Here is a 19,261-nt window from a genome sequence, read left to right as displayed (position 1 = left end):
ACGCTTCCTTTGTACTCACCCTCTCGGGCTTTCCTCCGGGCTTTTCCCTTCGGTCTTGCGTTTCCGACTCTATCAGACCGTTTCCGGTTCCGATTCCCTGTCGGGGGGTTTGGCGAAAGGCTTTGGTCTTTCGTCCGTCGGCCTTTCGACATTCACTACGTTAGCCGATTCCCTCGGCAACTCATAATCGAGTTCCACGAGTTCGAATTCAGGCATGCGAGCACGCCGAAATCGCCCTCAGCGAGGGAGAGTCGTAAGTAGTGGGTTGGCCGCTTCCGGCTGCAGGCGAACGCCGTACCCGGGTCAAGTGGCTCGGGCTACATTACGCACCCCGCCAAGACGCGTCAACTTGGCCGACGTCTCGGCGTATGTGCCCGATACGGGCTAACCGTAGGGTCGTTGGTGATCCAGAACCGCCACGGGTGGACCGCTCCCTCGCCGGAGACTCCGGTGCGGGGGCCGCTGCTTACCTGATGGGAAGGCACGGGTGTACCGGCCAGCATCCTGATGGGTGTCTCGTCCGGGGTGCACGCGTCCGTGCCGTCCAGGGAGCGGTCGACGTCCAGGGCGGTGGCCAGCCGGGCGGGGCCTTTGGCCAGTTCTTTGTCATTCCGGGCCGAGAGTCGACGTTTGCGGGCGAGTTCGGTGCCCTCGACGATCTCGCCGGCCCGGAGCAGGACCCCGCGCGCGGTGCCCTCGGGTCCGCAGACCAGGTTCATGCAGTGCCACATGCCGTAGGTGAAGTAGACGTACACGTGTCCGGGCGGACCGAACATCACGCCGTTGCGTGCCGTCGGCCCCCTGTAGGCGTGGGACGCGGGGTCGTTGCCACCGTCGTAGGCCTCGGCCTCTGTGATGCGCAGGACGATCGGGCCGTCGGGGGTCGTACGGACGACGACGCGGCCCAGGAGGTCGGGGGCCACCTCCAGGACAGGGCGGTCGAAGAACTCCCTGGGGAGGGGCATACGGTCCGGGGGCGCGATCATGGCGTCCGAGCGTAGTCCAACCGCGCTTGTACCAAGGGGTGGTCAAGGTTCGGTCCGCTTGCCAGCGGTGTGGCGCGGAACCGGGCGCGCCTGGTGCGCGTTTGTAGGGATCAAGGGTCCACACGTAAAGGGAGAGTCAATGGCGTTCAAGAAGCTGCTCGCGAGCCTGGGGGCCGGCGGGGCTTCGGTGGAGACGGTGCTGACCGAGGTCAACGTCGTTCCGGGCGGGGTCGTCCAGGGCGAGGTGCGGATCCAGGGCGGGTCCGTCGCCCAGGAGATCCAGGGACTCTCGGTCGGACTGCAGGCCAAGGTCGAGGTCGAGAGCGGTGACCAGGAGTACAAGCAGGACATCGAGTTCACGAAGATGCGGCTGGGCGGCGCGTTCGAGCTCCAGGCCGGGTCCGCGCACACGGTGCCGTTCGGTCTGGAGATCCCCTGGGAGACGCCGGTCACGATGATCGACGGTCAGTCGCTGCGCGGGATGCACATCGGGGTGAGCACGGAGCTGGCGATCGCCCGTGCCGTGGACTCCAGCGACCTCGACCCGGTCAACGTGCATCCGCTGCCGGCGCAGAAGGCGATTCTGGACGCCTTCATCCAGCTGGGCTTCCGCTTCAAGAGCGCGGACATGGAGCGCGGGCACATCCGGGGGACGCGGCAGAAGCTGCCGTTCTACCAGGAGATCGAGTTCTACCCGCCGTCGCAGTACCGCGGGCTGAACCAGGTGGAGCTGAGCTTCGTCGCCGACGAGAACGCGATGGACGTCATCCTGGAGATGGACAAGAAGCCGGGCCTCTTCAGCGAGGGCAGTGACACCTTCCGGTCCTTCCAGGTGGGTCTGCACGACTTCCACGGGACGGACTGGGCGGCCTATCTGAACCAGTGGCTGTCCGAGGTCGGCAGCAAGCGGAACTGGTTCTAGGCTCGGGGCGTACTGAAGAGTCCGATCAGGAGGTACCGAGGTGACCGAGCTGAAGCGGCGACCGCTCCCCCATGACTTCCACCCGCCCGTGCCGTCGTTCACGGTGACGAGCGCCGACGTCGAGCCGGGGGCCACGCTCAAGGACGCTCAGGTCTACGCGGCCGGCAACACCTCGCCGCAGCTGCGGTGGGAGGGCTTCCCGCCCGAGACCAGGAGTTTCGCCGTGACCTGCTACGACCCGGACGCCCCCACGGGCAGCGGGTTCTGGCACTGGTCGGTGTTCGACATCCCGGTCTCGGTGACGGAGCTGCCGGAAGGGGCGGGCAGCGGCACGTTCGAGGGGCTGCCCGAGGGCGCCGTGCAGGTGCGGAACGACTACGGGTCGAAGGACTTCGGGGGTGCCGCGCCGCCGCCCGGGGACGGGTCGCACCGCTATGTGTTCACGGTGTACGCCGTGGACACGGAGAAGCTCGGTCCGGACTCGGACGTGTCTCCCGCGGTCGTCGGTTTCAACCTGCGGTTCCACACGCTGGCGCGCGCCCAGCTGATCGGTGAGTACGAGGTTCCCGCCGAAGACTGACGTTCATTGAACGTTTGCCCGCCTCTGGTCATGGAATTGATCAGGGGCGGGCATTTTTTATTGCGTTGTCCATCTCGGCGTGCCCGGCCAGAGTTGATCCAAGCCCGCCATGTGGTGGGCCGATTGCACATGGGAGGTGGGCTGGATGCGGGACACGCTGGTGCTGAACGCGAGCTTCGAGCCGCTGTCGACGGTGACGTTGAATCGAGCCGTCGTTCTGGTGCTCCAGGACAAGGCTGTCGTCGAGCAGGCCCACCCCGAACTGCGCATGCGCGGAGCCGAGGTCGACATACCGGCCCCCCGGGTGATCCGGTTGTGCCGGTATGTGAGGGTGCCCTTCCGAAGACAAGCTCCGTGGTCGAGGCGCGGTGTGCTGGTACGGGACCGGCACCGGTGCGCGTACTGCGGCAGGCGGGCGACGACGGTCGACCATGTGGTGCCGAGGGCGCAGGGCGGTCAGGACTCCTGGCTGAACACGGTGGCCTCGTGCGCGGAGGACAACCACCGCAAGGCGGCGCGGACTCCGGAGCAGGCGGGGATGCCGTTGCTGCGGCAGCCGTTCGAGCCCACGCCGGCCGACGCGATGCTGTTGGCGCTGGGGACCGAGGACTTCGACGCGCTGCCCGACTGGCTGGTGCAGCCGGCCGCGTAGGGCACGTGAGCGGAACTGGGGCCCACCTCCTGCGGGAGGTGGGCCCCAGTGTCGTAGGACAGGTGGCGGGTCCGTCAGTCGATGGACGGCTTCTCCCGGCGTTCCGAAGGGGCGCCGGAGTTGGCGGAGTTGCCTCCGTCGTTGCCCGAACCGCCGCCGAACGGGCCCATGTTGCCCATCGCGCCGGAGAGGCCCTTGAGGGCGTCGCCGATCTCGCTGGGGACGATCCAGAGCTTGTTGGCGTCGCCTTCGGCGATCTTCGGGAGCATCTGGAGGTACTGGTAGCTGAGGAGCTTCTGGTCGGCGTCTCCCGCGTGGATCGCCTCGAAGACCGTGCGGACTGCCTGGGCTTCACCTTCGGCGCGCAGGGCGGCGGCCTTGGCCTCACCTTCGGCCCGCAGGATCTGGGACTGCTTCTCACCTTCGGCGGTGAGGATGGCGGCCTGGCGCGTGCCTTCCGCGGTGAGGATCGCGGCGCGCTTGTCACGGTCGGCGCGCATCTGCTTCTCCATCGAGTCCTGGATGGAGGTGGGCGGTTCGATCGCCTTGAGCTCGACGCGGTTGACGCGGATGCCCCACTTGCCGGTGGCCTCGTCGAGGACTCCGCGCAGGGCCGCGTTGATCTCCTCGCGGGAGGTCAGGGTCCGCTCCAGGTCCATGCCGCCGATGATGTTGCGGAGCGTGGTGACCGTGAGCTGCTCGATCGCCTGGATGTAGCTGGCCACTTCGTAGGTCGCGGCCCGCGCGTCCGTCACCTGGTAGTAGATGACCGTGTCGATGTTGACGACCAGGTTGTCCTGGGTGATCACCGGCTGCGGCGGGAACGGTACGACCTGTTCGCGCAGGTCGATGCGGTTGCGGATCGTGTCGATGAACGGGACGACGATGTTGAGTCCCGCGTTGAGCGTGCGGGTGTAGCGGCCAAATCGCTCCACGATCGCGGCACTTGCCTGCGGGATGACCTGGATCGTCTTGATCAAAGCGATGAAGACCAACACCACCAGGATGATCAGGACGATGATGACCGGTTCCATCGTGCTCCCCGTACCCTTCTCCGCCTCGGCGCTTTCGGAAGATCTTATGGTTGTTGAAGATCTTGCTGGTCGAGTCTGACAGACCGTCGAGCAACTCGTGTGCCGTTCGGTTCAGTTGAGTCCCGCGAGGTCCTCGCCCGCGTCCTGCGAGGTCAGATGACGATCGCGGTGGCTCCCTCGATCTCCACGACGTCCACCTCCTGGCCCGGTTCGTAGGCGCGGTCGGTGTCGAGTGCGCGCGCCGACCAGATCTCTCCGGCGAGCTTGATCCGGCCGCCGCCCGAGGCGTCGACCCGTTCCAGGACGACGGCCTGTTTTCCCTTCAACGCGTCGACTCCGGTGGCGAGTTGGGGGCGCTGGGAGCGGTGCCGGTTCGCGATGGGCCGTACGACCGCGATGAGCGCGACCGAGACGACGGCGAAGACGACGACCTGGACGACGAGGTCCCCGCCGATCCCCGCTGTCCCCGCTGCGGCCACGGCCCCGACGGCGAGCATGCCGAACTCCGGCATCGCGGTCACCACGAGGGGAATCCCGAGTGCCACCGCGCCGACGAGCCACCACACCCAACCGCCGATGTCGTTCACATGGTCAATGGTAGGGCGGAGGGTGCCGTCACGGACAGGGCGCATATGTCCCTGCACCCGCTTCTTACAAGGGAGTTCAGGCCATGGGGAGACCGTGTGCGGTCCAGCGGTCGCCGACCTGCTCGACGATCAGCGGGAGGCCGAAGCACAACGACAGGTTGCGGGCGGTGAGTTCGAGCTCCAGCGGGCCGGCGGCGAGGACCTTGCCCTGACGGATCATCAGGACGTGGGTGAAGCCGGGGGCGATCTCCTCGACATGGTGGGTGACCATGATCATGGAGGGGGCGATCGGGTCGCGGGCGAGGCGGCCGAGACGGCGTACGAGGTCCTCGCGGCCACCGAGGTCGAGGCCCGCGGCGGGCTCGTCGAGGAGGAGCAGCTCGGGGTCGGTCATCAGGGCGCGGGCGATGAGGGTGCGCTTGCGCTCGCCCTCGGAGAGGGTGCCGAAGCGGCGGTCGAGGTAGTCGCTCATGCCGAGGCGGTCGAGGAAGGCGCGGGCGCGCTGCTCGTCGACGTCCTCGTAGTCCTCGTTCCACCCGGCGGTCATGCCGTAGGCGGCGGTCAGGACGGTCTGGAGGACGGTCTGGCGCTTGGGGAGCTTCTCGGCCATGGCGATGCCGGCGACGCCGATGCGGGGGCGCAGTTCGAAGACGTCGACCTTGCCGAGGGTCTCGCCGAGGATGGTCGCGGTGCCACTGCTGGGGAACAGGTAGCTGGACGCGACGTTCAGGAGCGTGGTCTTGCCGGCGCCGTTCGGGCCGAGGATGACCCAGCGCTCGCCCTCCTTGACCGACCAGGAGACCTGGTCCACCAGAGCCCGGCCCTCCCGGACCACGGTTACGTCCTCCAGCTCCAGAACATCGCTCATGAGCGCGCTGTCTCCCATTGCATCGTCGGCCTGTCTCGGCTGTCGCGTGCGCCGGTAGGCGCAGCCCTCGAAGAAATCTACGCCACCGGCCGGGCGGTCCATTCCATCGGTCCTGTCCTTAGGGTGGACGCCATGCTTTCGGAACCACGCTCAGGACGCCTCGCCGCCTGGGGAAATGCCCTGTTGGCCGGACTTGTCTCACCGGACGACGCCGTGCTCGCCATCGTGGGCGAGGACGCCGTGCACCGGGTGGAAGGGCTGCCGGGCGAGTCGGCGCCCGTCGGACTCACGCTCGCGCTGGGGCGGCTGCGCGCCCTCGGGGTGACCGGACTGCGCGTCGCGCTGCCCGCCTCGGGACACCCGCTGGGGCTGAGCGGCCCGCCCGCCTTCAACGCGCGGGCCCTCGACGCGGAGGAGGCGGTGGTCTGCTACGGCGCCGCGCTCGGCCTCGTCCCCGAGGTCTACGAGGCCGGTCCCGCCGGTGACGTCCATGTCGAGGTCGTGTGGCACTGCCTGCCGGTGCGGGAGGCGCCGCCGGCCGACGTGCCGTCGCTCGGGGAGGCGGAGCGGGAGCTGGCGGAGGCGCTGCGGGATGCCACGGAGGTGCTGTCGCGGCTCGATGTCGCCGGTTCCGGGCCGGTGGCCGAGGCGGCGGTCGACGCGTACCGGGCGCGGGCGGAGCGGGGGCGGGAGGTGCTGGCGCCGGGGTATCCGCCGCGGGCGGTGCGGGTGCTGGAACTTGCGCAGCGGGTGGGGTTGCTGGTGTCCGTGGCGTACGAGAGCGGGCCCGGGGGTGCGGTGAGCGCGTCGGAGATGTCGGCTCGGGCCGAGGCGTTGCGGCCGGTGGAGAGGACGGCTCGGCGGGCGCAGGTCGCGGCGTACAACTCCGTTGTGGAGGAGCGGGAGAAGGGGGTGCGGTGAAGGTTCCTTCGTGGTGGATGCCCGGTGTCGGGGTGGGCGTCTTCTGGGGGCTACGCCCCCAGGCCCCCGCTTCGGCCCCGAAAGGGCCTCGTCCTCAAACGCCGGACGGGCTGGATATACGCGGCCTGGGTTGACAGGTCACCGGACGGGCTGGATGTGCGTGGTCTGGGGTGAGATGTCACCGGACGGGCTGGCCGTGCCCGACCTGGGTTGAGGGGGCGCGAAAGGGCCCCGCGAGTCGTCGTTGACTCACGGGGCCCTTTTTTCGTGCTGTGGCGTCAGCCGTTGATGCCCTTGTTGCCGAACGCGGGGTTCAGCAGGCCGATGACGTTGACGCTGTCGCCGACGACGTTGACCGGGACGTGGACCGGGACCTGGACGGCGTTGCCCGAACCGACACCCGGGGACTTCACGGCCGCGCCGTCGGCACCGGCGTCGGCGAAAGCGGCACCGGCGGAGGCACCGGCGGCGATACCGGCGACGGTGAGGGCCACAGCGGCCTTCTTGGCGATGTTCATGAGAAGCGTTCCTCCTGCGATTGCGTGACCGACCCGGCCGCGGGTCGTGCGCTGATCAACGCGGGGGGAAGCGGAAACGGCACGCTGATGCGCGTGTGACTGCCCGTTCGGATCATTGGCGCGACAAGCCGACCAGGTGACCAGGTGACCAGGTGACGAGCAGACCGGCCGCCCAGGGAGTGCCCTGGGCGGCCGGAGGTCACTGTCGCGCGGCGACGAGCGTCAGCGGTTGACGCCGAGGTTGCCGAAGGCGGGGTTCAGGACACCGATGACGTTCACGCTGTTGCCGACCGCGTTCACCGGGATGTGCACCGGGACCTGGACGACGTTGCCCGAGCCGACGCCGGGGGAACCGGCGGCCTGGCCGTCGGCCATGCCGTTGGCGGAGGCCAGTCCGGCACCGGCGGCGACCAGCCCGCCGGCCACCATCGTCACGGCCGCTGCCTTCTTCAGGTTCTTCACTTCTGAGCCCTCCTAGCGATCACCGCGGCAGGCGCCGCGGCACGCACTGGAGAACGGCGGAGATCCACGAAGGATGCGCCATTCGGGGGACATTCCCACGACGGTATGAATCTCAGCCCGGAAGAGGACGCTCCGTGTTGCCGGCGGACCTCTCCCACCTCGGCGGATCGCCTTGTGCGGTCACCGCGTCAGGCCGTGGCGTACGGCGAACAGGGCGGCCTGGGTGCGGTCCGCCAGGTCGAGCTTCATCAGGATGTTCGAGACGTGGGTCTTGACCGTCTTCTCGGAGAGCACCAGGGCGCGGGCTATCTCGCGGTTGGAGCGGCCGTCGGCGATCAGGCCGAGCACCTCGCGCTCCCGCTCCGTGAGCGAACCGCCTCTCCCTTGACCCGAGTTGGACTCCTCCTGGGACAACAGGACGCCGGCGACCTCGGGTTGGAGCAGGATGTGGCCCGCGTGCACGGAGCGGATGGCGCCGGCCAGGGCGTCCGGGTCCACGTCCTTGTAGACGTAACCGGCGGCGCCCGCGCGCAGGGCCGGGATCACCGTGCGCTGTTCGGTGAAGCTGGTGACGATCAGCACGCGCGCGGGGAGGTCGAGTTCGCGGAGTCTGCGCAGCGCGTCGATGCCGTCCATGCCCGGCATCTTGACGTCCATGAGGACGACGTCGGGCTTCAGCTCCTCGGTGCGGGCGACTCCTTCGGCGCCGTCGGCGGCCTCGCCGACGACCTCGATGTCGTCCTGCACCTCCAGGAAGGTACGCAGGCCCCGGCGGACGACCTGGTGGTCGTCGACGATGAGGACCTTGATCGGTTCAGCCACCGGGGACCTCCATCTCGATCGTGGTGCCCTTGCCGGGCGCCGATTCCACGGTCAGTGTGCCGCCGACGCCGTTGGTGCGGTCCCGCATGGAGACCAGGCCGAGGTGGCGTCCCGCGCGGCGGATCGACTGGGGTTCGAAGCCGCTGCCGTCGTCGGTGATCCGGAGGACCGCTCCGCCGCCGTGCCGTGCCAGGGTGACGGTGACGTGCTCCGCGCCGGAGTGGCGCAGCGCGTTGTGCAGGGCCTCCTGGGCGACACGGAGCATGGCCTCCTCCTGGGCCGCGGGGAGGGCTCGGAAGCCGCGGCCGGTGAAGGTGACGCGTGCGGTGTGGGCACGGTCGAGGACCTGGATCTGGGTGCGCAGGGTGGCGAACAGTCCGTCCTCGTCGAGGGCGGCGGGGCGCAGCTCGACGACCGCTGCCCGGAGTTCGTCGGCGGCCTCGGCGGCGAGCACGGCCACCTGCTGGAGTTCGCCCTTGGCGCGGGAGGGGTCGCGGTCGACCAGGGTGGCGGCGGCCTGCGCGGTGAGGCGGAGGGAGAACAGCTTCTGGGCTACCGCGTCGTGCAACTCGTGGGCGAGGCGGGAGCGTTCCTCCGCGATGGTCAGTTCGCGGCTGCGTTCGTAGAGGCGGGCGTTGGTGAGGGCGATGGCCGCGTGCTGGGCGAGGATCGAGAGCAGTTCCTCGTCCTCCTCGGTGAAGCCGCAGCCGCCGTCCTTCTTGGGGCAGTTCTTGTTCGCGAGGAACAGAGCGCCGATGACCTCGTCGTCGTCGCGGATGGGCAGGCCCAGGAAGTCGGACATGTCGGGGTGGGCCGAGGGCCAGCCCTCGAAGCGGGGGTCCTTGCGGACGTCGGCGAGGCGCTCGGCCTTCGCCTCGTGCAGCATCGCGGCGAGGATGCCGTGCTGGCGCGGGAGCGGGCCGATGGCCTTCCACTGGGCGTCGCTGACGCCGTCGACCACGAACTGGGCGAAGCCGCCGTGGTCGTCGGGGACGCCGAGGGCGGCGTACTGCGCGTCGAGCAGCTCACGGGCCGAGGCGACGATCGTCTTGAGGACGTCGCGCACCTCCAGGTGCCTGCTCATGGCCAGCAGTGCGGAACTCACCGCCGCGAGGCCGGACCGTGGACCTTGACTCATGTCCTCACGGTACCGGCGGGGTGTGACAGTGCGGATCGGGCCGGTGACGCCCGCCTTCTGGTCCGGTGGGCCTAGGCCGAAGGGCCCCCGCGGATGCGGCCCGGGGCCGACGCGGCGCGGGCGGTCCCGTTCCTACGTTGGGGGCACGCCGATGGCGGCGTAGTGGACGAGGGGACGTGTGTGTCATGTCGGTAGCGATCATCACGGGGGCGTCCAAGGGGCTGGGGCGGGCACTCGCCGAGGCCCTGGCGGCGCGCGGCTGGGATCTGGTGCTGGACGCCAGGACTGAGGGGGTGCTGGCGGAGGCCGCGGCGGCGGTCGCCGCGTACGGCACGCGCGTGGAGGCCGTCCCCGGGGACGTCACGGATGCCGCGCACCGGACCGACCTGGTGGCCGCGGCGACGAAGCTGGGCGGCCTCGACCTCCTGGTGAGCAACGCGAGCGCGCTGGGCGCCGAGCCGCTCGTCCGGCTGGAGGAGCTGGCCCTGGACGGGCTGCGGCGGGCGCTGGAGGTGAACGTGGTGGCCGCCCTGGGACTGGTCCAGGAGGCGTTGCCGCTGCTGCGGGCCTCGGGTGCGGGCGCGGTGATCGCGGTCAGCTCGGACGCGGCGGCCGAGGCGTACGAGACGTGGGGCGGCTACGGCGCGTCCAAGGCGGCGCTGGACCAGCTCGCGGCCGTGCTCGCGGCCGAGGAGCCGGGGCTGCGGGTGTGGGCGGTCGACCCCGGGGACATGGGCACGGACCTGTACGCGGCGGCCGTACCGGACGACGGTGAGCCGCGGCCGGAGCCCTCGGCCGTGGTGCCGGGCTTCCTGCGGTTGCTGGACGAGCGTCCGGCGAGCGGTCGCTACGGCGCCCCGGCCCTGCTGGAGGAGCGATGACCGTGGCCATGGGCGTCCCCCCGTTCGAGCGCAGCCGGGCGGGGGTGGAGGTCCCGGAGGAGCTGTCCGCGCGGGTGCCGGCCGAGCAGCGCGGGCCGGGGCTCGACCGGGACGCCGTACGTCTGCTGGTGTCGCGGGGTACCGAGGTGTCGCATCACGTGTTCGGTGAGTTGCCGCGGTTGCTGCGGGCCGGGGATCTGCTGGTCGTGAACACGTCGCCGACGCTGGCCGCCGCGGTGGACGGGCGGGTCGGGCACACGCGCGTGGTGGTGCATTTCTCGACGCGGGGCGATGACGGGCGGTGGGCGGTCGAGCTGCGGGAGCCGGACGGGAAGGGCACCACACGCGCGCGTGCGGGCGGCCCGGAGGGGACGGAGGTGCGGCTGCCCGGGGGTGTGCGGCTGATCCTGGAGGAGCCGTTGAGCGGGCGGGGCGAGCGGTTGTGGTGGGCGGGGGTGTCCGGTTCGGAGGTGCCCGCGCTGCTGCGGGAGCACGGGCGGCCCATCCGTTACTCCTATACGGAGCGGGATCAGCCGCTGGCCGTCTATCAGACGGTGTTCTCGTTGCCGGCCGAGGACGGGACGGGCAGTGCGGAGATGCCGAGTGCGGCTCGGCCGTTCACCGCGCGGCTGGTGGCGGAGGCGGTGAGCCGGGGGGTGCAGTTCGCGCCGGTCACGCTGCACACCGGGGTGGCGTCGGCGGAGGCGCACGAGCCGCCGTATCCGGAGCGGTTCGCGGTGCCGGAGGCGTCGGCGCGGCTGATCAACGCCGTCAGGGCGGGCGACGGGCGGGTGGTCGCGGTCGGGACGACGGCCGTGCGGGCGGTGGAGTCGGCCGCCGGGGAGGACGGGGTCGTCCGCGCGCGTGCGGGGTGGACGGACCTGGTCGTGACCCCGGAGCGGGGTGTGCGGGTGGTGGACGGGCTGCTGACGGGGCTGCACGAGCCGGAGGCCTCGCATCTGCTGATGCTGGAGGCGGTCGCGGGGCGGGCCGCCGTGGGCCGGAGTTATGAGGAGGCGTTGCGCGGGCTCTACCTGTGGCACGAGTTCGGGGACGTGCACCTCATCCTTCCGGAGGAGGATCCTCACACGGTGCGTTGCTCTCGCAACTACGAGTGAGGCCACGGAGGGGGCGGTGTGAGCCCGCACATAGGGCGCAGATCACGTACTAGCGGACATAGGAGATATAGGCGCACCGCTTGAGCGGGGCAGACGGTCCTGTCTGTCCCGTTTTGCCCTTCCCTGCTCCACTACCGGGGATCGTACGTCACACCTTTGCCACAGGTTTTTGCGGCCGCTAAGAATTGCAGCCGTCGCTCAGCGCCGCGGATCTCCTCCGCGGCGTTTGTGCCGGAAGCACCCGCGTCCCCGCCGGACGGTGAGCGACCTCCGCGCAACTCGAAGAGGTCCATCCGCCATGCCCAAGAACCTGAACACTCCTGCTCATAGTCGCCTGACCAAGCTGACCAAGCAGCACAAGATCGCGCTCGCCGGTGTCGCCACGCTCGGCGCCGCGGCCCTCGCGTTCTCCGCGGTGCCCGGCGGCGCGGGGACGACCACGAGCGACGCCGCCCCCACGGCGAAGATCGCGTACAGCTCGGAGCCCATCAAGGGCGTCAAGGCCAGCGTCACCGACCAGCTCGCCGGCGCGAGCCTGAAGACCGAGGCGATCCAGGCGAAGGCCGACGCCAAGGCGAAGGCCGCCAAGGCCAAGGCGGACGCCGCCGCGAAGAAGAAGGCCGCCGCCGAAGCCGCCGCCAGGAAGAAGGCGGAGGCCGCGCGCAAGGCCAAGAAGGCCGCGAGCCGCTCCACCGAGCGGGTCAGGATCCAGCCCGTCGCCGCGAAGACCTACGCCAACAACCTCAACGGCTGGATCAACCAGGCCCTGGACATCATGCGGGCCAAGGGCATCCCGGGGTCGTACAACGGCCTGTACAAGAACATCATGCGGGAGTCCTCGGGCAACCCCAGCGCGATCAACGGCTGGGACATCAACGCGGTCAACGGCACTCCGTCGATCGGCCTGCTCCAGGTGATCCAGCCGACGTTCAACGCGTACCACGTCTCCGGTACCTCGACGAACATCTACGACCCGGTCGCCAACATCACCGCCGCCGCCAACTACGCGGCCAACCGGTACGGCTCGATCGACAACGTCAACAGCGCGTACTGAGGCCTCCGGCGGACCTCTGGGTCTCGGTACCGACGCCGAAGGGCGGCACCCCCACCAGGGGCGCCGCCCTTCGGCGTCGTCGCAGCGGACCTACTTGCGCATGACCTCGGGCTCGTGGCGGCGCAGGAAGCGGGCCACGAAGAAGCCGCAGATCACGCCGAGGGCGATCAGCGCGGCCATGTCCAGGCCCCAGGCGCCGACGGTGTGCTCCCACAGCGGGTCGGTGCTGTCGCCCGGCTTGGGCGGGCTGATCTTGTTGAAGTCGAGCGTGGCGCCCGCGGCGCCGACCGCCCAGCGCGAGGGCATCAGGTACGAGAACTGGTTGACGCCGATCGAGCCGTTCAGGGTGAACAGGCAGCCGGTGAACACGACCTGGATGATCGCGAACATGACCAGCAGCGGCATGGTCTTCTCGGCCGTCTTCACCAGCGAGGAGATGATCAGGCCGAACATCATCGCGGTGAAGCCCAGACCCATGATCGGGATGCAGAGTTCGAACATGGTCTGACTGCCGAGGACCAGGCCCTGCTTAGGGATCTCCCGGCTGGCGAAGCCGATGACACCGACCATCAGGCCCTGCAGCGCGGTGATCACACCGAGCACGAACACCTTGGACATCAGGTACGCCGAACGGGACAGGCCGGTGGCACGCTCCCGTTCGTAGATGACCCGTTCCTTGATCAGCTCACGGACGGAGTTGGCCGCGCCCGCGAAGCAGGCGCCGACCGCGAGGATCAGCAGAACCGTGGTCGCCGTGCCGTTCGGGACGATGGAACCGTTCGCCCGGGCCGGGTTGGGCAGCAGGCTGTTGCCCGAGTCGATGAGGAGGCTGACGGCGCCCAGGACGCCCGGCAGGATCACCATCAGGGCCAGGAAGCCCTTGTCCGAGGCGATGACGGCGACGTAGCGGCGCACCAGCGTGACGAACTGCGACATCCAGCCCTGCGGCTTCGGCGGCTTCATCGCCTGCATCGGCGGCATCTGTACGGACTGCGGGGCTATCGCGTCGATGTCCGCGGCGTACATCTGGTAGTGCTGCGAGCCCTTCCAGCGGCCGGCCCAGTCGTAGTCGCGGTAGTTCTCGAAGGCGGAGAAGACGTCGGCCCAGGTGTCGTAGCCGAAGAAGTTCAGCGCCTCCTCGGGCGGGCCGAAGTAGGCGACGGAGCCGCCCGGGGCCATCACCAGCAGCTTGTCGCAGATCGCCAGTTCGGCCACGGAGTGGGTGACGACGAGGACCGTGCGGCCGTCGTCGGCGAGGCCGCGCAGCAGCTGCATGACGTCGCGGTCCATGCCCGGGTCGAGGCCCGAGGTGGGCTCGTCCAGGAAGATCAGCGAGGGCTTGGTGAGAAGCTCCAGGGCCACCGAGACGCGCTTGCGCTGGCCGCCGGAGAGGGAGGTGATCTTCTTCTCTTTGTGGATGTCGAGCTTCAGCTCGCGCAGCACCTCGTCGATACGGGCCTCGCGCTCGGAGCCGGTGGTGTCGGCGGGGAAGCGCAGCTTGGCCGCGTACTTGAGGGCCTTCTTGACGGTCAGTTCCTTGTGCAGGATGTCGTCCTGCGGGACCAGACCGATGCGCTGGCGCAGCTCGGCGAACTGCTTGTACAGGTTGCGGTTGTCGTAGAGGACGTCGCCCTGGTTGGCGGGCCGGTAACCGGTCAGCGCCTTGAGCAGGGTCGACTTGCCGGAGCCCGACGGGCCGATGACCGCGATCAGCGACTTCTCCGGTACGCCGAAGGAGACGTCCTTGAGGATCTGCTTGCCGCCGTCGACCGTCACCGTCAAGTGCCGTGCGGAGAAGGAGACTTCACCGGTGTCGACGAACTCCTCCAGCCGGTCCCCGACCAGCCGGAACGTGGAGTGGCCGACGCCGACGATGTCGTTCGGGCCGAGCAGCGCGGAGCCGCCCTTGGTGATCGGCTGGCCGTTGACGTACGTGCCGTTGTGCGAGCCCAGGTCGCGGATCTCGAAACGGCCGTCGGGCGTCGCGTGGAACTCGGCGTGGTGACGCGAGACCTGGAGGTCCGAGACCACCAGCTCGTTCTCCAGCGCACGGCCGATCCGCATCACACGGCCCAGCGAGAACTGGTGGAACGTGGTCGGGCTGCGGTCGCCGTAGACCGACGGCGCCCCCGCGCCGGCGCCGGATCCCTGCTGCGGCGGAATGTTCGCGCCGGCCACAGGAGCCTGATAACGCTGCTGCTCAGGCGTCTGCGCCGGAGCCTGCTGCGGTGGGGCCTGCTGCGCCCAGCCGGGGCCCGCCCCCTGTGCGGCGTACGGCTGTTGCTGCGGCTGCGCCTGCGGGGTCGCGACGGCCGCCGCGGCACCCGACAGGTTCAGGCGCGGGCCGTCGGTCGCGTTGCCCAGGTACACGGACGTGCCGGGGCCGATCTCCATCTGATGGATGCGCTGGCCCTGCACGAACGTGCCGTTGGTGCTGCCGTGGTCGTCGATGACCCAACTCCGGCCGCCCCAGCTGATCGTGGCGTGCCGCCAGGAGACCCTGGCGTCGTCGACCACGACGTCCCCCTGCGGATCACGTCCGAGGGTGTAGGACCGGGACGCGTCGAGCGTCCAGGTCCGTCCATTCAATTCCAGTACGAGTTCCGGCACTCCATGCCCCACTGAGTAGTCCCCCGAGTTACCCCCATCACAGGGAGTCTAGGGATGGCGAACATCGTCGGGAACTATTTCAGGCTGCACCCCCTGACCGAAAGTCGGGCCTTGTGAAGACCACGTCGGTACGCCTTCGCCGGTTCCGTTGACGGGGTTGAAACCGACCCGGAGAGTGGTAATCCACGCGAGGGGGACATGTGCGGTGTCCGCACCGCGCCGCGGATCGGGGGGTCTGTCATGAGCTCAGCGACGAGTGTCAGGACGACGCACGACGACACGAGGGTGCCCTGGAGCGACGTCCTGCTCTCCGCCGTCGCGGCGGTGAGCTGGGCCCTGATCGGCATGGCGGGCACGGCGGCCCTCGGCCTGCATCTGCTGGGCGCCGACGCGACCGGCTCGCTCGGCCCGATGACCGCGGCGGTGGTGGCCCTCGGCGCGGGCGGCTCGATCACCCCGACCGGCGACGTGTCGGCTTTCGGCATGACCGGCGCGCAGGCGAACACCGCCGTCACGATCACGCCGCTGGGCGTGAGCCTGGTGGGCGCCCTCCTGCTGTCGTACTTCTTCCTACGGTCCCTGCGGGCGGCCGGAGTCGTGATCGCGCCGGCCGAACTCCTCGCGCGCGCGGTCTCGGTGATCGCGCTCTTCGTGGCGATGCTGGGCGGGCTGGCGTGGGCCGGCCACGACGTCATCACGATCGACGGGAGCAAGCTGGGCCTCGACAGGCTGACGGGCGGCGGCGGGGGCGGGGGCGTGCACATCCCCGGCCTCGGCGACATCGGTGACATCGGCGGGCTGGTGCCGGGCAAGCTCGGCGACCTGGTCAAGGCGAAGGCGGCGGTCGGCTTCACGGTGGACACGGCACCGACCCTGCTGGGCGGGCTGGGCTGGTCGGCCGGCATCCTCCTGATCGCCCTGCTGGCCTCGCGCCGCACTCCCCTGCCGCGCGGCTGGGAGGCGGTCCACCGTGTCGTACGCCCGGCCGCGTCCGCCCTCGTCACGGTCCTGCTGGTCGCGGTGGCGGCGGGGCTCGCTGCGGCGGCGTACGCGGCGATCGGCGACGACCACCCGAAGCGGATCGCGGGCGCGGCCCTGCTGGGCGCCCCGAACGGCGTCTGGCTCGGCATCCCGCTCGGCCTCTTCGTCCCCTGGGACGGCCAGGCGACGGGCGAACTCTCGAAACTCCTCCCCCACCCCCTGGACCAACTCCTCAGCGCGAAGTCGAACCAGCCGGTGACGCTGGGCCGGCTGGCCGAACTGGACGGACGGGTCTGGCTGTTGGCGGTGGCCACGGCTCTGATGATGCTGCTGGCGGGGGTGCTGGCCGCCGCGCGGACGCCTGTGGGGATGGGCGCAGGTAGTCACGCCGGTGCACGTGGTCGGCAGGGTGCGGCGGGGTTCGCCGGGCGATGTGCCGTGCGGCTGGGGGTTGTCACCGCGCTGACGTTGCCATTGCTCGCATGGCTGACGGATGTGTCGGTGGACGCGTCGCTGTCGGTGCTCGGGTTCGACGCGTTCGGGGCGGGGATCGAGCTGCACGGGCACATGGGCATGGCGTTGGTGCTGGGTGCGGTGTGGGGAGCGGGGGCGGGGGGTGTCGGCGGACTGCTCGCGTACGCGACCGGCGCGGCGGGACAGCAGGCTTCGCGGCTGGCACGGGGTGACGTGGGGAAGTGGGGGTCAGGGACGGGGACGGGGACGGAGGAAGGGATCGGGGCCGGAGTCGGGGTGGGATCGGGGTCCGGGTCAGGGGCGGGTGGCTGGGGGCCTGGGGACCGTGGGGGCGGTTCGGGGCATGCGGGAGGGCCGGAGACCGCTGGCGACTCGGGGCCCTATGTGCCGAGCAGTCCCTACCGCGCGCCCAATCCCGCGACCAATCCGTATCTCCAAGTACCTGATGAGTTACGGCAACCGGAGGACCGCAGGCCGTCCGGGGATGCCCGACCTGGTGGTCCGGGGCCTGGCGGCGGAGGACCCGGCGGTGGAGGACCTGGAGGTGGGGATCGGTCCCGTGGGACTGCTCGGCCGACGGGTGCCGGATCACCCACGGAGGTCGTGTGGCCACCGAGTGCGGGTTCCCGGCAAGAGGGTCCGTGGCCGCCCGACGGACGGCTGCCGCAGCGAGGTGGCAGGCCCCAGGGTGGAGGGGAACCGGCCGCCGGTCACCCTCAACCGCCGGGCGGAGCTGGGCAGTTCGGGGCCGGTGGGGGCGGGCCGTACGCCGGAACCACGCGACCGCCCGGAGGCGTACCGCCCGACGACACCCAGCGCTACGACGGTCCGCAGCCACCCGGCCTCCCCCCGCCGCCCGGCGACATGTACGGCGCTCCGACCATGGCCCAGTCCTACGAGCCACCGTCCCGGTCACCCCGACGTCGGCCGGGGTCACGTTCGCGGGACTGGCCGGGGGACGACCCGGACGACGGTCAGCAACCTCCGCCTCCCCCGCCGACGACACCCCCACCGCCCCCTCCGGGGAGGCCCAAGGGGCGGCGGTGATCCATCCCGGTGCCGGGTGAGGCGTGGTTCCGGGTGCGGCGCGGTTCCGGGTACGGCGTGGTCGACGTCGGCCGGGGGACGGTCGAGGCATCTCACGGGCTGACGATGCTTACGCCGCTGGCGTTGCTAACGGTGCTGAGGGTGCTGACGGCTCAGCCTCCGACACACCGCGCCCCCACTCCCGACAACAGGTCACCCTCTGATCGACACCCCGCCCCAAAACGACCACCTCACCCCGCCTCCTGACCACTCCCGCCCCCTTCGTGATCGCCCCGTAAGGTCCGCGCCACCAGTCCGACACCCACTGTTCCGTGTCCGCTAGGCGGACCTCTGCGGCATAAGGCACTGCGTGCCGGATACGGTGGGTACACCATGAGCGCTTCGCAGACCTCTGACGTCCCCACTCTCCTCGTCAAGATCTTCGGCAAGGACAGGCCGGGCATCACCGCCGGGCTCTTCGACACCCTCGCCGCCTACTCCGTCGACGTGGTCGACATCGAGCAGGTCGTCACCCGTGGCCGGATGGTGCTGTGCGCACTCGTGACGCCGCCCCCCGCCGGGCTCGAAGGGGATCTCCGGGCCACCGTGCACAGCTGGGCCGAGTCGATGAAGATGCAGGCGGAGATCATCTCCGGCCTCGGCGACAACCGCCCGCGCGGGCTGGGCCGTTCGCTGGTGACGGTGCTGGGCCACCCCCTCACCGCGGAGTCCACCGCGGCCATCGCCGCCCGCATCACCCGCGCCGGCGGCAACATCGACCGTATCTTCCGGCTCGCCAAGTACCCCGTGACGGCGGTCGAGTTCGCGGTGTCCGGTGTGGAGACCGAGCCGCTGCGCACCGCCCTCGTCACCGACGCGGCGATGTTCGGCGTCGACGTCGCCGTCGTGGCGGCGGGACTGCACCGGCGGGCCCAGCGCCTGGTCGTCATGGACGTCGACTCCACGCTCATCCAGGACGAGGTCATCGAACTCTTCGCCGCACACGCCAGCTGCGAGGACGAGGTCGCCGAGGTCACCGCCGCCGCGATGCGCGGAGAACTGGACTTCGAGCAGTCGCTGCACGCGCGCGTGGCACTGCTGAAGGGGCTCGACGCGTCCGTCGTCGACAAGGTCCGCAGCGAGGTGCGCCTGACACCCGGCGCCCGCACCCTGATCCGCACGCTCAAGCGCCTCGGCTACCAAGTCGGCGTCGTGTCAGGCGGGTTCACCCAGGTCACCGACGACCTCAAGGACCGGCTCGGGCTCGACTTCGCCCAGGCCAACACGCTGGAGATCGTCGACGGGCGGCTCACCGGCAAGGTCACCGGCGAGATCGTCGACCGCGCGGGCAAGGCCCGGCTCCTGCGCCGCTTCGCCGCCGAGGCGGGCGTGCCGCTCGCCCAGACCGTGGCGATCGGCGACGGCGCCAACGACCTGGACATGCTCAACGCGGCCGGCCTCGGTGTCGCCTTCAACGCGAAGCCGGTCGTACGGAAGGCCGCGCACACCGCGGTGAACGTGCCGTTCCTCGACACCGTGCTGTACCTGCTGGGCGTCACCCGCGAAGAGGTCGAGGCCGCGGACACCCACGACGAGGACTGACCCCCCGACCCCGCACCACCCCGAA

General features: G+C 70.2%; 18 protein-coding genes. 9 read left to right on the top strand and 9 right to left on the bottom strand.

What is annotated here, in order from left to right; all coding sequences use genetic code 11:
• Window positions 1-344 precede the first annotated feature (344 nt).
• Entirely contained in the window at window positions 345-986 is a 642-nt protein-coding gene (locus ACIPTO_RS26465) for a DNA-3-methyladenine glycosylase (RefSeq protein ID WP_401196134.1), read from the bottom strand.
• A 139-nt stretch (window positions 987-1,125) separates the two neighbouring features.
• On the opposite strand from ACIPTO_RS26465, the gene ACIPTO_RS26460 reads away from it, so the two are divergent.
• The 3 genes from ACIPTO_RS26460 (at window position 1,126) to ACIPTO_RS26450 (ending at window position 3,140) form a co-directional block, all read left to right on the top strand.
• The gene (locus tag ACIPTO_RS26460; RefSeq protein WP_401196131.1) at window positions 1,126-1,908 is read left to right on the top strand and encodes a sporulation protein; all 783 of its coding nucleotides are present in this window, start codon (window positions 1,126-1,128) and stop codon (window positions 1,906-1,908) included.
• 40 nt (window positions 1,909-1,948) lie between these two features.
• Window positions 1,949-2,488: a YbhB/YbcL family Raf kinase inhibitor-like protein gene (locus tag ACIPTO_RS26455; protein ID WP_401196129.1), complete on the top strand. Its 540-nt coding sequence runs from the start codon at window positions 1,949-1,951 to the stop codon at window positions 2,486-2,488.
• 145 nt (window positions 2,489-2,633) lie between these two features.
• Window positions 2,634-3,140, top strand: a complete 507-nt coding sequence (locus ACIPTO_RS26450) for an HNH endonuclease (protein WP_366319221.1) — start codon at window positions 2,634-2,636, stop codon at window positions 3,138-3,140.
• A 74-nt stretch (window positions 3,141-3,214) separates the two neighbouring features.
• Here the strand turns inward: ACIPTO_RS26450 and ACIPTO_RS26445 are convergent, their stop codons facing one another.
• From ACIPTO_RS26445 to ACIPTO_RS26435, 3 genes are all read right to left on the bottom strand, one after another.
• Window positions 3,215-4,174, bottom strand: a complete 960-nt coding sequence (locus ACIPTO_RS26445) for an SPFH domain-containing protein (protein WP_366319223.1) — start codon at window positions 4,172-4,174, stop codon at window positions 3,215-3,217.
• Between the two features lie 152 nt (window positions 4,175-4,326).
• The gene (locus tag ACIPTO_RS26440; RefSeq protein ID WP_366319225.1) at window positions 4,327-4,761 is read right to left on the bottom strand and encodes an NfeD family protein; all 435 of its coding nucleotides are present in this window, start codon (window positions 4,759-4,761) and stop codon (window positions 4,327-4,329) included.
• A gap of 76 nt (window positions 4,762-4,837) precedes the next feature.
• A complete protein-coding gene (locus ACIPTO_RS26435) occupies window positions 4,838-5,629 on the bottom strand; it encodes an ABC transporter ATP-binding protein (protein ID WP_200690084.1) in 792 nt (263 codons plus the stop codon).
• A 132-nt stretch (window positions 5,630-5,761) separates the two neighbouring features.
• Between ACIPTO_RS26435 and ACIPTO_RS26430 the strand changes: the two genes are divergently transcribed.
• Complete coding sequence (locus ACIPTO_RS26430) at window positions 5,762-6,550, top strand: hypothetical protein (protein ID WP_366319227.1); 789 nt, start codon at window positions 5,762-5,764, stop codon at window positions 6,548-6,550.
• 278 nt (window positions 6,551-6,828) lie between these two features.
• Here the strand turns inward: ACIPTO_RS26430 and ACIPTO_RS26425 are convergent, their stop codons facing one another.
• From ACIPTO_RS26425 to ACIPTO_RS26410, 4 genes are all read right to left on the bottom strand, one after another.
• Window positions 6,829-7,068 (bottom strand): chaplin family protein, encoded by a 240-nt coding sequence (locus ACIPTO_RS26425; RefSeq protein ID WP_266767278.1) that lies wholly within the window; start codon window positions 7,066-7,068, stop codon window positions 6,829-6,831.
• A gap of 222 nt (window positions 7,069-7,290) precedes the next feature.
• Complete coding sequence (locus ACIPTO_RS26420) at window positions 7,291-7,530, bottom strand: chaplin (protein WP_366319229.1); 240 nt, start codon at window positions 7,528-7,530, stop codon at window positions 7,291-7,293.
• Between the two features lie 180 nt (window positions 7,531-7,710).
• Window positions 7,711-8,352 (bottom strand): response regulator transcription factor, encoded by a 642-nt coding sequence (locus tag ACIPTO_RS26415; RefSeq protein ID WP_328684197.1) that lies wholly within the window; start codon window positions 8,350-8,352, stop codon window positions 7,711-7,713.
• Entirely contained in the window at window positions 8,345-9,490 is a 1,146-nt protein-coding gene (locus tag ACIPTO_RS26410) for a GAF domain-containing sensor histidine kinase (RefSeq protein WP_401196123.1), read from the bottom strand. Before ACIPTO_RS26410 ends, ACIPTO_RS26415 begins: the two co-directional genes overlap by 8 nt.
• Window positions 9,491-9,675: 185 nt before the next feature.
• Between ACIPTO_RS26410 and ACIPTO_RS26405 the strand changes: the two genes are divergently transcribed.
• The 3 genes from ACIPTO_RS26405 to ACIPTO_RS26395 all read left to right on the top strand — a co-directional run bounded on the left by ACIPTO_RS26405 (window position 9,676) and on the right by ACIPTO_RS26395 (window position 12,543).
• Window positions 9,676-10,371 (top strand): SDR family NAD(P)-dependent oxidoreductase, encoded by a 696-nt coding sequence (locus ACIPTO_RS26405; RefSeq protein WP_401196121.1) that lies wholly within the window; start codon window positions 9,676-9,678, stop codon window positions 10,369-10,371.
• Window positions 10,368-11,489 (top strand): S-adenosylmethionine:tRNA ribosyltransferase-isomerase, encoded by a 1,122-nt coding sequence (locus ACIPTO_RS26400; protein ID WP_401196119.1) that lies wholly within the window; start codon window positions 10,368-10,370, stop codon window positions 11,487-11,489. Before ACIPTO_RS26405 ends, ACIPTO_RS26400 begins: the two co-directional genes overlap by 4 nt.
• Before the next feature lie 298 nt (window positions 11,490-11,787).
• The gene (locus tag ACIPTO_RS26395) at window positions 11,788-12,543 is read left to right on the top strand and encodes a transglycosylase SLT domain-containing protein (RefSeq protein ID WP_401196116.1); all 756 of its coding nucleotides are present in this window, start codon (window positions 11,788-11,790) and stop codon (window positions 12,541-12,543) included.
• A 90-nt stretch (window positions 12,544-12,633) separates the two neighbouring features.
• Here ACIPTO_RS26395 and ACIPTO_RS26390 read toward each other — a convergent pair whose 3' ends face one another.
• Window positions 12,634-15,153 (bottom strand): FHA domain-containing protein, encoded by a 2,520-nt coding sequence (locus tag ACIPTO_RS26390; RefSeq protein WP_401196114.1) that lies wholly within the window; start codon window positions 15,151-15,153, stop codon window positions 12,634-12,636.
• 240 nt (window positions 15,154-15,393) lie between these two features.
• Here ACIPTO_RS26390 and ACIPTO_RS26385 point away from each other — a divergent pair, with 240 nt between their 5' ends.
• Both ACIPTO_RS26385 and serB read left to right on the top strand, forming a co-directional pair.
• On the top strand, window positions 15,394-17,655 hold the full coding sequence (locus tag ACIPTO_RS26385) for a streptophobe family protein (protein ID WP_401196112.1): 2,262 nt from the start codon (window positions 15,394-15,396) through the stop codon (window positions 17,653-17,655).
• 372 nt (window positions 17,656-18,027) lie between these two features.
• Complete coding sequence (gene serB, locus ACIPTO_RS26380; RefSeq protein ID WP_401196109.1) at window positions 18,028-19,236, top strand: phosphoserine phosphatase SerB; 1,209 nt, start codon at window positions 18,028-18,030, stop codon at window positions 19,234-19,236.
• Window positions 19,237-19,261: the final 25 nt, after the last annotated feature.

This window comes from Streptomyces sp. NPDC090083 (assembly GCF_044747445.1).
GTDB lineage: Bacteria > Actinomycetota > Actinomycetes > Streptomycetales > Streptomycetaceae > Streptomyces.
The sequence above is the reverse complement of the archived record's forward strand: the minus strand, read 5'-3'. Positions and strand labels throughout refer to the sequence as shown.